We start from the raw sequence: 14,130 nt of genomic DNA on the forward strand, positions 1-14,130 counted from the left end.
CGCGGATCCGGTCGGCACCGGGATCCGCGTAGGCTCGGGGCCATGACGATCGACCTCGAAGCGCTCTTCATCGACCTGCACCGCAACCCCGAGCTCTCGTTCCAGGAGGTGCGCACCGCCGGCATCGCCGCCGGGCACCTGCGCGACCTGGGACTGGAGGTCACCGAGGGCGTCGGGCGCACCGGCGTCATCGGAGTGCTCCGCAACGGCGAGGGCCCTGTCGTGTGGGCGCGCGCCGACATGGATGCGCTGCCCGTCGTCGAGGAGTCGGGGCTGCCCTACGCCAGCACCGCCAAGGGCGTCGACGCCGAGGGCCACGAGGTCGGCATCATGCACGCGTGCGGCCACGACATGCACGTGACCGCGATGATCGGCGCGGTGGAGGAGCTCGTCCGCACCAGGGACGAGTGGTCGGGCACCCTGGTCGTCGTGATCCAGCCCGCGGAGGAGTTCGGCGCCGGAGCTCGCGCGATGCTCGACGACGGCGCCCTGGACCGCTTCCCGCGGCCCGATGTCGTCATCGGCCAGCACGTGACCCCGTTCCCGGCCGGCGTGATCGGCGTGCGCCCAGGACCCCAGATGTCGGCGTCCGACGGCCTGCACGTGGTGCTGCACGGCCGCGGCGGACACGGCTCGCGTCCGCATTCCACGATCGACCCCGTCGTCATGGCCGCCGCCACCGTGATGCGCCTGCAGACCGTGGTCTCGCGCGAGGTGGACCCGCACGACCTCGCCGTGGTCACGGTGGGCGCCATCCACGCCGGCACCAAGAACAACATCATCCCCGCCGAGGCCACGCTCGACCTCAGCCTGCGCTACCCCGACGACGCGCTGCGCACCAGGGTGCTGGCCAAGGTCGAGCGCGTGATCAAGGCCGAGGCGATGGCGAGCGGGGCGACGCAGGATCCGACGATCGAGACGCTGCATACGCTGCCCGCCACGATCAACGACGACGCGGCGACCGAGCGCGCGACCGCGGCCTTCCGCGCCGCGTTCGGCGAGGAGAACGTGATCGATCCCGGCCTCTTCACCGGCAGCGAGGACGTGTCGTGGTTCGCCCGGGACGCCGGCGTGCCGCTGGTGTTCTGGTTCTGGGGCGGCATCGCTCCGGCCCGCTACGCCGCGGCCGTCGCGCAGGGCACCGTCGACAGCGAGATCGCCACGAACCACTCCCCGTACTTCGCCGTGGAGATCCACCCCACGATCGAGGTCGGCGTCAAGGCCCTCACCGTCGCGGCGCGCGAGTTCCTAGGCTGACGGGCGGCACGACGGGGGCGTCCGCCTCGCGCGGAGCCTCACGACGGGGGCGCCCTGCGGCCGTGACGACGCCGGCCAGCACGAGGAACGCCGCACCGATCACGACCGTCCACCAGGGGAAGCCCGGGATGTCCGGCGCCGCACCGGCGGCGTCCAGGTCCTTCTGCGGAGTCGGCGTCACGCGCTCGCCCGTGACCAGGATCCGGTGCGTGTTGATGCCGAGCGGGGTGCAGGTCACGAGGGTGACGAGGTCCTCCCCCGGCTGCGCACTCAGCGCCTTCGTCTCCTCGGGCAGAACGACCTTGGTGTCGCGCACCCGATAGGTCAGCACCTCGCCGAACACCTCGACGGTGAACGTGTCGCCGATCTTCAGCTGGTCGAGGTTGTCGAACAGGGTCGCACCGGCGAGACCGCGGTGGGCCGTGAGCACCGAATGCTGGTCGACGCCGCCGATGGGGAGGGACGTGCCCTCGAGGTGTCCGACACCCTTGGTGAGGGTGGTGTCGGAGGTGCCGTGATAGATCGGCAGGTCCACGCCGATCGTGGGGATGCGCAGCCGGGCCATGACTCCATCCGCATCCGCCCTGAGCATGCGGGAGTAGTCGAAACCGGGCGCAGCCGCGGTGCTCGTGGGGATGCGGGATCCTGGTGCGAGGAGCGCCCCGCCGACCAGTGCCCTGTTGTACGCCGTCGCCTGATCGAGCGCCTGCTGTCGCGCATCGGCTGCGGATCCTCCGACCTCGGAGTCGACCTTCACGATCAACTGCGACTGGTTGTACTGCGACCACCAGCTCGCCACCGTCGGGTACATCAGCACGAGGACGCCGACGAAGGCGACAGCCGCAAGGATGGCCGTCGCCCAGGGCATCCGCCATCGCGGGCGGGGTGCGGGCCTCACGTCGCGACGGCGCAGCGGCACGGTCTGTGTCACGACGGCTCCTCTCGGTCTGGATGTGCGGGGTGAAGGGATCCCGGCTCCGGATGCCGGCAGGCGCCGGGCAGGGCGGGAAAGAGAAGAGGAGGGCAGGGGTTCTGGGGCCCCCTGCCCTCCTCGGGTCCGTCAGCGATCCTCGACGGGATCGCTCACGGACGTCGGATCATCAGTGGCGACGGGCGCGCACGCGGCGCACCAGGATCGCGCTGATGCCGGCCACGACGAGCAGGCCGCCGATGACGGCGAACAGCGTGCTGCCCGCACCACCGGTCAGCGGCAGGTTCGGGCCGAACTGCTGGGTGTTGGAGATGGTGATGCTGGTCGGGCTGGCCTGACCGTTGGCGGTCACGGTGACCTGGGTCCACGGGTCGGCGGGGAGCACGTAGCCGGCCGGGGCCTGGACCTCCTTGAGCCAGTAGTCCTTGCTCTTCACGTCGTTGTTTCCGACCCACAGACCGTCGACCAGGATCTGGCCGTTGGCGTCGGTGGTGACGGGACCGGCGACCTTGGTGCCGTTCTTGGCATCGTAGACCTCGAAGATCGCGCCCTGCAGCGTGTTCTTCGTGTTGCCGTCCTGCTTGACGACCTTCAGCGGACCCCAGTTGGTCTGCGGCGTGTTGGTGGTGCGGTCGGAGCCGTTGGTGTTGACGACGGCCGTGTTCAGGATCTGGCCGTCGGCACCGAGCGAGGTCACCGTCGTGGTGATGTCCGCGGTCACCGCGGTCTTGCCTRCGAGCTTGCCGAGGCCGGTCSCGGTGAACGTGATCACGGYGTTGCCGGAGACGGTGTAGTCCGTGCCCTCGGTSAGSGTGGTGCCGTCGACCTTGACCACGGCGCCGACGTAGGTCAGGCGCGGGTCGAGGGTGTCGGTGATCGAGAAGCTGCGGTAGGTGTCACCGGCGGCCAGGGCGGGGATCGGGGCGTTGACCGTCCACACGATCTGCGAGCCCAGCACCGGCGCCTTCGGGTCGGCGACGGTCTTGGTCGGCTGCGTGTTGTTCAGCTTGTTCTTCGGGTAGACGTGCACGTTGTAGAGCCAGGTGCCCTGGTTCGGGTACGGCACGGACACCAGGAACGGCTGCACCGGCGAGACGATGGGGTTCGCGCCGGGGCTGGTCTCCGTCACCAGGTACAGGCCGTACGGCAGGTTCGACACCACGGCCTGGCCGGAGGCATCGGTGGTCGCGGTGGTGCCGGTGCCGAGCGAGAACGGCGCCGACGACACGTTCGCGGGCGTCGCGGTCTTCGCCTGGTCCCAGCCGGCAGCGGTGGTGAGGTCGATCGGGGTGCCGTTCGCGCTCACGCGCTGGACGCTGAACTGAACGCCCTGCAGACCCTGACCGAGCGCGGCGATCTTCGCCGGGTCGGTGATCTGGGTGCCGTCACCCGCGGCGCCGGGGTCACCGGCGTGCTTGTGGATGGTGAGGGTGCCCGTGGTGCCCGTGATGTTCGACGGGCTCAGGGTGTCGGCGGCGTTGGCGGCCGGCGACACCGCGAGGGCGCCGAGGGCGGCGAGAGCCGCGACTCCGAGCCCGGCTGCAAGCTTGCGCAGCCCGAGAGACCTGCTGGTCATTTCCGTTCCTGCTTTCTTTGTGGTTCGTCGACCGACACCCGTCGGCCGACAGTTGTCGTGCTGTCGGTTGAGGTGGGTGAGGGGTCAGGAGGTGCGGCGCGCGGTGCGGCGCAGGCGGAGGAATCCGAGGAGCGCGAGTGCGGCGAACACGATCGCGCCGCCCGCGAGGAGGAATGCGTCGCTTCCGATGCCGCCGGTCAGCGGGAGCACCGCGCCGGGCTGCTGCTCGTTCGGCTGGGCGCCGATGTCGAGCGTCGTGCCGGCGTTGGCCGCGCTCACCGTGAAGGTGAACGATCCGGCCGCGATGTAGCCGGCGGGAGCCAGCGTCTCCTTCGCCGAGTAGGTCCCCCAGACGAGCTTGCCGAGGCGGAAGGCGCCGGGTGCCGGGTCGAGGTCGGGGCCGGTGCAGGGAGCTGCGGTGCAGTCCTTGACGACGAGTCCCTGGGCGGGCAGGCCGGGGCCGGTGAGCGTCCACTCGGATCCGGCAAGCTGGCCGCCGGTCGCCTTGGACGTCTTGGTCCAGACGACGGATCCGGGCTTGCTCGCATTGGTGATCGTGCAGACCGCCTTCGCGTTCGCCGCGATGATGACGGAGGACCCGCTCACGGTCGCGCCGGTGCAGGTCCACGCACCCGCGGCGTAGCCCGCGGGGCTGCCGCTCTCGGAGAGCGCGTAGGTCCCGGGGGCCACGATCGCGCCCGTCACGCTCGCGTCGCCGGTCTTGCCGGTGATCGTCTGCGTGCCCGTCGCGGTGAGCGTCCAATCGGAGATCGTGGACGTGCCGCCGTAGGTGTTGTCGACCTGCTTCTTGAGGGTCAGGTTCGCCGCGGAGGGCTTGTTCGTGAGGGTGCAGGCGACCGCGTCACCGGGAGCCACGCCGGTGACGTCCGCACCGGCGGCGCCGGGCAGAGTCACGGAGCGCTGCGCGCCGCCGAGCGAGGTGACCGTGCAGCTGCCGCTGACGAAGTCCCATCCGCTCTTCTGCGTCTCGGAGACCCGCACGGTCRCCCGCGAGGTCGTCTTGTCGAACGCGACGGTCCAGTTCACATCGCCCGAAGCCGGGGTCGTCTGCGTGGACGCGGACGGCGTCGAGGTGGCGGTCCCGGTGGTCGCGGTGGTCGCCGCGCCGAGGGTCCAGCCGGCACCCGGCCCCGGGTTGTTGCCGGCGATGTCGAGCACGGTCTTGTGCGCCGCAACGGTCGCCAGCAGCGGCGCGTTCGTGATGGTGCAGACGACGCTGGCGCCCGAGCGGTTCGGGATCGTGAGCTGGCCGGCGGCGTTGGTCGGCACGGTCGCACCGAGGTCGTCGACGCAGGCGAGCGAGCTCGCGTAGTCGGAGAGCGTGCCGGGCGATCCGGCGGCGATCGCCTCGGACACCGTGTAGGCGTTGTTCTGGATCACCGGCAGCGGGCCGATCTGCGCGGTCTGGATCCCGGTGGCGGCGCCGGTCGTCGTCGCGGTCGCGGACTCGGTCGTACCGCTCTTGACGGACAGGCGGAACTGGTCGCCGACGTGGGCGCGGGCGACAACATTCTTCTTGACCGTGAGGTTCGCGGGCGAATTGCAGCTCGCCAGATCCGTGCTGGAGAGGCTGTTGGTGACGTCGCCGCCGATCTGGGCGCCAGTCGACGCGTTGTACTCACGGACGGTCGAGGCGTTGCCGAGGTACATCGACCCGGTCGTGTTGAACGCCATGCCGTTGATGCTGGAGAACCCGGCCGGTGTGAAGGAGAACGACGGCGACGACGCGAGCTGCCCGCCGGTGCCCGTGGCGAGCGCGGCGGCGGTGACGGAGTAGACGGTCGTCGTGGACGCGCTGCCGACCACGTACAGGTTGCCGTTCGCGTCGAAGGCCATGTCGCCGTTGGTGCCGCCCGCGGCCGAGGTGTCGATCGTGCCGACGAGCGAGAAGGCGCCGGTGCTCAGCACGTACTTGTAGATGTAGAAGCTGCCGGACGCGAATCCGCCGAAGAAGTAGTCACCCGTCTTCAGGTCGATCGCACCCGCGATGAGCGATGCGGACGTGGTGTAGCTGTCCCCCGTGGGCTTCCACGTGGATCCGTCGAAGTACCAGATGGTCGCGGTGCGGTTGTTGTTGGTGCGCTCGTACGCGACCGCGGTGGAGCCGTTCGCGCCGATGCCGAGACCGTTGAACGACGAGACCCCGACGGCCGGCGTGCCGACTGACGTGACGGCGCCGTTCGCGACGCGCTGCAGTTGGCCGGTGCCCGACAGCGCGTAGAAGGTTCCGGTCGCGCAGACCAGGCCAGCGCTGGTCGCCGGTGCGGTGCGCGCCGCCAGCGGGCCCAGCGCGGCAGAGTGCACCGAGTTCGTCGCCGGCGAGCCGCTCAGCGAGAGCGAGGCGGGTGCGGCCTGCGCGGCGGGCGTTGCGACGAATGCCAGCGCGATGCTCGCCCCCAGCGCCACGACGGCGCGCGCAAAGTGGTCCCCAAGCTTCATTGTGCTCCCCAGCCACAGAAGAAGGCCGTCCGCTCCCCGCGGATCGTCCTTCACGAGAGCCGATCGCTCGGCTCTCTCCTCCCCATCGGACCATCCCCTGGCCCGCTGTCGGGAACCCATTTCCCGTGAGTCCCCTACGGCCGCCAATCCCCTGACGACCTTCGACACCCTCCACGCCCGCATCCGACCCCAGGGTTGGATATATGACTGCGCGTGAACGGTGAGTCTTCTCGAAACGCTACGACACGTTCGGGGGATTCACAAAATCGCCCCTGGATGGCACGTCGCAACGCCCGCTGACGCAGCCGTGGCCTGACGCGGCGCTTCGCACCGGCATGCCAGGCGCCTGCCCGAGTGAGCGGGCAATCGATTTCAGCCGCGACCGGGGGTTCTCCTGCCGGACATCTCAGACGTCGACGCGCACCGGCGGGAGCGCGGCGAGAGGGGCGTGCGCCTCATGGTGCAGCCGCTCCATGCGCTCGTCGAGCTCGCTCGCGGCGTCGGCCGCCGCGGTCAGGTCGTCGACGAGGCGGGCGGGCACCTGGCCCTGGAACTTGTAGTGGATCTTGTGCTCCAGGCTCGCCCAGAAGTCCATCGCGATCGTGCGGAACTGCACCTCGACGGGCACCATGATCGGGCCGGAGGAGAGGAACACCGGCACCTCGAGGATCGCATGCAGACTGCGGTAGCCGTTGGCCTTCGGCGTCGCGATGTAGTCCTTCACGATGCGCACGGTGATGTCGTCCTGCGCGGTGAGCAGATCGAACAGGCGGTACACGTCGGCGACGAAGCTGCAGGTCACGCGCACGCCCGCAATGTCGGTGATGTGCTCGCGGATCGTGTCGAAGTCGGGCTCGATCCCCCGTCGGGCCACCTTCTCGACGATGCTGTCGGGCGACTTCACCCGGCTCTTCACGTGCTCGATCGGGTTGTAGGAGTGATGGTGGGTGAACTCGTCGCGCAGGATCGAGATCTTCGTCTCGATCTCGCGCATCCCGAACTCGTACTCGTGCAGGAAGCGCTGGAACTCGTCTCGCAGCTCTCGCGCCTCGGACAGGGTCTGGTTCAGCGCGTCGTCATCGAGGGGGACCGTGCTCATGCCTGCGACGCTACGCAACAGGTGTTCGGATCTCCTGTGTGTTCGTTCTGAGCGGACCTCTCGAAGCAGCCGCTTCGAGAGGTCCGTGTTCGACATTTCACGCGGGGATCGTCGAGATCCTGCCCGTTCCGTAGGGCAGCACGCGCCCGCGACGACGATGGCTGCGATCGATGCTGAACGAGGTGGCGGCCAGCACAGCCCCGCCGGCCGTGAGGACGATTCCTACCCAGGTGGGGGCGAGCAGACCCATCCCCGACGCGATGACGATTCCGCCGAGGGCGGCGCCGAGGCCGTTGGCGACGTTGAAGGCGGAATGGTTCAGCGCTGCGACCAACGTCTGCCCCTCGTGGGCCACATCCATCAGGCGCGTCTGTATCGTCGGCCCGAGAGCGGCCGCGCCCGCTCCGATGAGGAAGGCACTCGCGAAGAGCCCGACGGGCCAGCGCGCGGTGAGCGCCAGACAGATCAGACCGACCGAAAGCAGCCCGAGCGCCGCGTAGCTAGTGCGCCGCACACTGCGGTCTGCGGCCCAGCCCCCGGCGAAGTTGCCCGTCGTCATGCCGACGCCCACGGTGGCGAGCAAGAACGGGAGCAGGTTCGGCGCCAGTCCTGTGATCTCACGCGATAGCGGGCTGATGAACGAGTAGACCGCGAAAAGCCCTCCGAAGCCCACGGCTCCCATGCCCAGCGCGAGCCACACCTGCGGCCGACGCAGCGCACGGATCTCGCTGCGCACGGTCGCCCGAGGGTCGGCCGGCAGCGCAGGCACGAAGACGAAGACGAGCGCGAGCGCCACCGCGAACAGCCCCGAGATCACGATGTAGGCGCTGGCCCACCCGAAACGCTGGCCGAGGCCGGTCACGACAGGGATCCCGACGATGTTCGAGATGGTGAGGCCGCCGATGACGGCTGCGGCGCCGAGCCCGCGGCGAGCCTCACCCAGGAGCCGTCTCGCGGCGAGAACGGCGAGACCGAAGTACGCCCCATGGGGCAGGCCGGCCAGGAACCTCGCACCGACGAGCATCGGCAATGTCGTCGACGTCGCAGACAGCACGCTTCCCAGCACGAACATCGCGAGCAGCGCGATGAGCACGCGCCGCACGGGGAGCCGTGCAGTGAGTGAGGCGATCGCCGGCGCGCCGACCACGACGCCGGTGGCGTACGCCGTCGTCACCCACGCCGTAGCCGCCAACGCGCGCGCAGGTTCGCTCTCATAGAGAGTCGGCAGGAGAGCCTGGGCGAGATTCGAAACGAGTCCCATCCCCGTGAACTCGCTGGCGCCGATCGCGAAACCGCCCAGGGCGAGCGCCGCGACGGCGAACAAGGGGATGCTGCGCACTCGAGTCAGTGCGTCCATTTCGTACTCCTTCGGGTATAAGCGGATGCCCACACCATCGGGAGCGCGATTTACACGGAGCCCAGGTATTGCTCCGTGCATGCTTCACGCTAGGAATCGACTGTTTCTCAGGGATTACACAATGTGCCTTCAGAAGTAAAACTCATCTACGAATGCTCTTCGCACCGACATCATCCGGAAACAAGAAGGCGATGTCAGCGTGCGCACCTCAGTCCGGCACGACGTCGAAGCCCGCCCCACTGTCGAGCCGGCGGTATTCGATCCCCGGCAGAAGTTGCTCCGTGATCCAGTTGGTCAGCTGAGCGCCAGCCTCGCTGAGCGTGCCGTCATGGATCGGCACGACGACCTCGGGGTTGACGGCGCGGGCGTACTCGACGGCGGACTCGAGATTCAGCCACGGCGCGGCGATCGGCAGGAAGAGCACTCGGACTCGGGTGTCGGTCGGTGCGGGCGTGAGAGAGTCACCCGGATGCAGAAGCGTCCCGTCGATGAGGAAGGCGAGGTTCTCCTCGTCCGGGAGGTCCGGGTGGATCACGGCGTGAGCGCCCCCCAAGGCGACGACGTCGAATCCGGCCGCCGAGAAGTGCTCTCCCGGCGCGACGACATGTAGGCGGCTGCCGTCAGCGCCCGCCTTCCGCAACATCGCCGCAACGGCTCCCGTCGTCCACACCGGCGCCCCGCTGTCCACCACCGCGGCGGCATCAACGTGGTCCTGGTGATCGTGGGTGATCAGCACGGCGGAGGCGTTCCGCAACGCCTGCAGGTCGCTGTAGACGCCCGGGTCGATCACGAGCCTGCTTCCCCTCTTCTCCAGCGAGACCGCCGAATGCCGCCAGGTAGAGATCGTCGTCATGTCCTGCTCCTTCGTCACGATGAACGGCCCCACTCCGTGAGTGCGAACCGCTGAGTCGACCGCCTCTTCACGCCGGTCTCGAGGCGCGACGGTCGTTCTTCAACCGAGTTCATCTATCGCTTGCTCACAGTGAACCCGATATTTCATAATGCCCTTTAGCATCTCCGATGTAAACGCAGGCCGCGCCCCCGTGATTCCCGCTCCGAGGCACGGCCCGCTCCGATTTAGCGATATTCGAGGGGGTTCTGCAATGCATGATGAACAAGCCCGGAGGTTGTCCCGTCCACAACGATCCCGCTGGCCCAGTCACACCGGGTGGCGGGCTTTGGCACGCTCGGTCGCCGGCGGTGTGGCGATGGCCGCCCTGGTCATCACGGGGTTCGCCGCTTCCGCGTCGGCTCAGACGTTCGGAGGCAATGTCAGCGTCACGTGGTCGATTCCGGGGGCGCCCTCGACAGGGCTTCCCGACGTGACGTTCTACGAGACGATCGGAAGCGACACGGTGCAGCAGGCAGGCACCTACTTCGCCCAGCAATTCGGCTTCGCGAAGGCCGCGGACGTCGGCTATACCGGACTCCAGCCCCGTGCTCCGCTCAACGGCGCACCCAGACTCCACGGCGTCTTCTCGAGCTTCATCAGCGGCACGACCAGCACGGACGCGAACTGCACCGACGGGGCCGACGGGGGCGCGGGCGTCAGTTGCGGCGTCGACTTCGATGGCGCATATGGCCACCGGTATGCGCTCACGGTGAAGCGGATCGCCGCTGACACTTGGAGCGGAACCGCCACCGACACGGCGACGGGGAGAAGCACCCACATCGGCARCTACCGGCTGCCGTCGGGGAGTGGCGACCTGGTCGGCGGCCAGGCCGGATTCGTCGAGTACTACGACGCCCCGGCGTCCTGCAGCGAGCTGCCCCCGGTGCACGTGACCTTCGGCGGGCCGACATCCACCGCAGGCGGCGGGCTGAGCGGGCAAGTGAGCAGCCCCTACGAGTACGGGGCTTGCCTCGGACAGGCGAACTATCAGGCTCGGCTGGTCGGGACGGGCGTGGAGATCACGCGCGGGTGGGGAGCCACGTCCTCTCCCGCCCCTCTGTCGGACGGATCGACCTACCAGATCCGCGACACGTCCACGAACCAGGTGATCGACGACCCCGCATGGTCCACGACGACCGGCACGCAGATCGCCGTCTGGACCGTCAACGGCGGTGCCAACCAACTGTGGACGGCCCACGCCAACAGCGACGGCAGCTACGCGCTGGTGAATCAGCACTCGGGCCTGTGCCTCGACGATGCTGCGTCGTCGACCACGGCAGGCAGCGCGATCATCCAGTGGGATTGCACCGGCGGTGCCAACCAGAAGTGGACGCTCCGTGCCGCGACCGCGGGATACCAATTGCTCAACCAGTGGAGCGGCCTCGCGGTCGGCCCGAGGGGGACGTCTGCGGGATCCGGACTCGTACAGCAGAGCGGGCCGGGTGCTACCTGGAGCTTCACCACGACCGGGTGACATCCGTCGCAACGGGCGCCGGAGAGTGCAACACCACGACGTCACCACGGAGGGTCTCCTCGTCACAATCGGGGCGACCCTCCGCGGGGCGTTCGGTCACAGCCGTCTGTCGGACCTTCGCGGACCCGCCTGATAGCTCGCGGTGAGCGACCTGGACCCCGTGGAGTCAAACGGCGATTCCTGACACCAACGCGGCCACATGCTCGGCATGCTGTTCGGCCGTCAGGGGCTGACCTTCGACCTCGGGACGTCTTTGCCAGGGCAGCGGCCCCGTCGGACGCCGATACTCGACTCCCAGCGCGTCAAGCCTGCGCAGATGATCATCCAACCGAGCGGAGAACGCCTCGAAGGTCGCGCGTCGCCGACTCCACAGCACCTCCGCGATCGCGCACAACCGGGGGTAGGCGTAGTAGTCGACCGTGCGCGGGGAATCCATGTGCTCGGTCCAGAGGTTCGCCTGTCCGCCGAGGACCCGTCGGGCTTCCTCGGGCGTGGCATCCGCCGGGATCGGCTCGAACGAATAGGTGTCGCGCAACGACAGCAGCGCTCCGAAGGGAATCGGCTCGTCAGGATCGTCAGACTGGCGATAGTCGAGATACGCCTTGTCGTCGGGGCAGGCGACCACGTCATAGCCTCGTCGCACGCCGGCAAGCGCGCCTCTCATGCCCCTCCAGGAGGCGACGACCGTCCCAGGAGGCGGGGTTCCCTCCAGCAGCTCATCCCACCCATAGGGCCGACGTCCGCGGGCGATGATGTGCTCCGCGATCTGCTCGACGAACCACTCCCGGGCTCCGTCTTCCGACGCGATGCCGCGAGCCCGCATGAGTTCCTGGGTTCGCGCGTCCTCGCGCCACAGGTCGGTCGGGCACTCGTCGCCGCCGAGCCCGATATAGGCACTCGGGAACAGATCCATGATCTCCGTGAAGACGTCACGGAAGAACTGCACGGTGGAGTCCTCGAGGTTCAGCACCTCAGGATGAACGCCCCACGTGGTCGCGACGGCGGGCGCTGGCGTTGCCGATGCATCGTCGCCCACACCTATGCCCAACTCAGGATATGCGGCGATGGCTGCACGGGAGTGCCCCGGGATATCGATCTCGGGCACGATCTCGATGAAGCGCTGCCGAGCGTAGGCCACGATCTCACGGATGTCGTCCTGGGTGTAGAAGCCGCCGTGCGGGCGTCCGTTCACCGGCGAGTGCGGCGGCGGTCCGACCTGCGATTCAGCCCTCCAACCGCCGATCTCGGTCAACCCCGGACGCGAGACGATCTCTACCCGCCATCCCTGATCGTCGGTGAGATGGAGATGGAGCAGGTTGAGTCGATGCATCGCCATCAGGTCGATGAAGCGAAGAAGATCATGCTTCGGCATGAAGTGTCGAGCGACATCGAGGAGCACACCCCTCCAGCCGAAACGCGGTTCGTCGCGGATCTGCGAGAAAGGGACCGACATCGATTCCACATCAGCGACAGCAGCCGAGCGAAAGACGCGTTCCGGCAGCAGCTGCAGCAAGGCCTGAGCGCCGTAGAAGACCCCTGCCTCGTCACCTCCAGAAATGCCGATGCCGTTCGCATCGACATCGAGCCGGTAGGCCTCGGCCGGAAGATCTTCCGCGACTGTCAAGCGAACACCGACAGCCCGATTCGCCCGGGATTCCTCTCCGGCGCTCACAGGGGTCAAAGGCACGCCCGCTCGCCCCACAGCGGTCGTGAGCCAGGTCGCGACGCGCTCCAACTCCGTACATGCCTCGACAGCCATCCCGGCACGGAGCACGAACAACCCGTCGGAGAACGATACCGACTGAGGCAAGGGCAAGAGAGAGATCATCGGGTTCCTAAAGCAGTGATGGCGGCGCTCGGCGGTATGAGAGACGAGGGCCGGAGGAATTGCGTCTGTCGTCAGAAGTACGGCCCTGCTACGTCACGCCCAGCTCGGCCGACAGCACCATGGCGGCGGCACCGAGCAGGACGAGATCCTCTCCTCCTGGCGCGGAGACCACTCTGAGCCCGGCATTCACAGCGGGGATGGACCGCTGAACGATCGTCTCCTCGACCGCGCGCAGGAAGTGGTCGCTGACGAGATCCACGGGCCCCGCGATCACGACATCCTTCACCCCTGTCAGCGCGATCATCGGCGTGAGAGCTCGCCCTAGAGCGAGCGCTGCATCAGAGAGGATCCGGTCGCGATCGCTCGGGTCGCGCTCCAGCCTGAGGCGCAGATTGGGAGCGGACGCCGCGAGATCGAGGCACCCCCGCAGTCCGCACGAGCACCTGTCGCCATCATCGTCGACGACGATGTGTCCGATCTCACCCGCCGCGAACTGCGGCCCTTCGACAAGAGATCCGCCGATGATCAGCCCCGCCCCGATGCCGTGCTCGAGGGTGACCAGAAGAAGAGAAGAACGCTCGGCACCCCGGTACGCGTACATTCCGAGCACAGCGGCATTCGCATCGTTGGCGACATGGATGGCACCTTCGTAGTCACCGCGGACGCCCGCCGCCAGGTCCACGTTCTCCCAGCGAAGCGAAGACGCTAGCCGAACGACCCGCTTGCTTTCGACGATTCCCGGGGTTCCGATACCCACGCCGAGCAACGGTGCCGTCGACAGCTGGATCAGGCGACCCAGGAGGTCAGCGACGAGGTCGAGCGCTGCCTCACCCGCTCTCCCCGCCACTGCGCCCTCGGCCCGGTGCAGCACCTTCCCACGAAGGTTGGTCACCACACCGGTGAAACGCTTCTCATCCGACAGATCGAGCGCGATGATCTGGAACGAGTCGTCGCGAACGGCGAGCATCGTCGCCGGCTTTCCGGCGCTCGTACGGCGGCGGGTGCCGATCTGCTCGATGACCCCCTTGTCGAGAAGCTCCCCGACGAGATCGGAAACCAGGGGCTTGGAGAGGCTGGACTGTCGCGCCAGGTCCGCTCGGCTGAGCGGACCATGCTGGATCAGCGCCTGCAACAGCAGCGTCCGGTTGGTCTTGCGACTGCGCTCGGGGGATGCATTCTCTGTGACACGCAGCGCGCGCAGAGGCGAAGGGTGTTCGGTGTTCGCCATTGTGGCTGCGTCCTTCCCGCCGAACGAA

At 68.2% G+C, this 14,130-nt stretch carries 10 protein-coding genes; 2 read left to right on the forward strand and 8 right to left on the reverse strand.

Annotated elements, in window-relative coordinates; all coding sequences use genetic code 11:
* Nucleotides 1-42: 42 nt before the first annotated feature.
* Nucleotides 43-1,257, forward strand: coding sequence for an amidohydrolase (locus AC1DMN_RS15555; RefSeq protein ID WP_441977412.1), 1,215 nt, complete (start codon nt 43-45; stop codon nt 1,255-1,257).
* Here the strand turns inward: AC1DMN_RS15555 and AC1DMN_RS15560 are convergent.
* The 6 genes from AC1DMN_RS15560 to AC1DMN_RS15585 form a co-directional block, all read right to left on the reverse strand.
* Nucleotides 1,226-2,188 carry a class C sortase gene (locus AC1DMN_RS15560; RefSeq protein ID WP_441977413.1) on the reverse strand — a complete coding sequence of 321 codons (963 nt, stop codon included), beginning with the start codon at nt 2,186-2,188 and terminating at the stop codon, nt 1,226-1,228. The two genes, AC1DMN_RS15555 and AC1DMN_RS15560, sit on opposite strands and share 32 nt — an antisense overlap.
* A 169-nt stretch (nt 2,189-2,357) precedes the next feature.
* Complete coding sequence (locus AC1DMN_RS15565; protein ID WP_477384537.1) at nt 2,358-3,764, reverse strand: SpaH/EbpB family LPXTG-anchored major pilin; 1,407 nt, start codon at nt 3,762-3,764, stop codon at nt 2,358-2,360.
* A gap of 84 nt (nt 3,765-3,848) precedes the next feature.
* Nucleotides 3,849-6,224, reverse strand: a complete 2,376-nt coding sequence (locus AC1DMN_RS15570) for a SpaA isopeptide-forming pilin-related protein (RefSeq protein WP_477384539.1) — start codon at nt 6,222-6,224, stop codon at nt 3,849-3,851.
* A 406-nt stretch (nt 6,225-6,630) separates the two neighbouring features.
* Entirely contained in the window at nt 6,631-7,323 is a 693-nt protein-coding gene (locus AC1DMN_RS15575; RefSeq protein ID WP_441977416.1) for a GTP pyrophosphokinase, read from the reverse strand.
* A gap of 97 nt (nt 7,324-7,420) precedes the next feature.
* On the reverse strand, nt 7,421-8,680 hold the full coding sequence (locus AC1DMN_RS15580; protein ID WP_440733021.1) for an MFS transporter: 1,260 nt from the start codon (nt 8,678-8,680) through the stop codon (nt 7,421-7,423).
* A 208-nt stretch (nt 8,681-8,888) separates the two neighbouring features.
* Nucleotides 8,889-9,533, reverse strand: coding sequence for an MBL fold metallo-hydrolase (locus AC1DMN_RS15585; protein WP_477229784.1), 645 nt, complete (start codon nt 9,531-9,533; stop codon nt 8,889-8,891).
* A 325-nt stretch (nt 9,534-9,858) separates the two neighbouring features.
* Here AC1DMN_RS15585 and AC1DMN_RS15590 point away from each other — a divergent pair, with 325 nt between their 5' ends.
* Nucleotides 9,859-11,046: an RICIN domain-containing protein gene (locus AC1DMN_RS15590; RefSeq protein ID WP_477384541.1), complete on the forward strand. Its 1,188-nt coding sequence runs from the start codon at nt 9,859-9,861 to the stop codon at nt 11,044-11,046.
* Between the two features lie 166 nt (nt 11,047-11,212).
* Here the strand turns inward: AC1DMN_RS15590 and AC1DMN_RS15595 are convergent, their stop codons facing one another.
* Together AC1DMN_RS15595 and AC1DMN_RS15600 are read right to left on the reverse strand one after the other, a co-directional pair.
* Nucleotides 11,213-12,874, reverse strand: coding sequence for a beta-N-acetylhexosaminidase (locus AC1DMN_RS15595; protein ID WP_477229786.1), 1,662 nt, complete (start codon nt 12,872-12,874; stop codon nt 11,213-11,215).
* 88 nt (nt 12,875-12,962) lie between these two features.
* On the reverse strand, nt 12,963-14,102 hold the full coding sequence (locus AC1DMN_RS15600; protein WP_477229787.1) for an ROK family transcriptional regulator: 1,140 nt from the start codon (nt 14,100-14,102) through the stop codon (nt 12,963-12,965).
* Nucleotides 14,103-14,130 lie beyond the last annotated feature (28 nt).

The sequence above is a fragment of the Microbacterium sp. 01T413_2 genome (assembly GCF_056398985.1).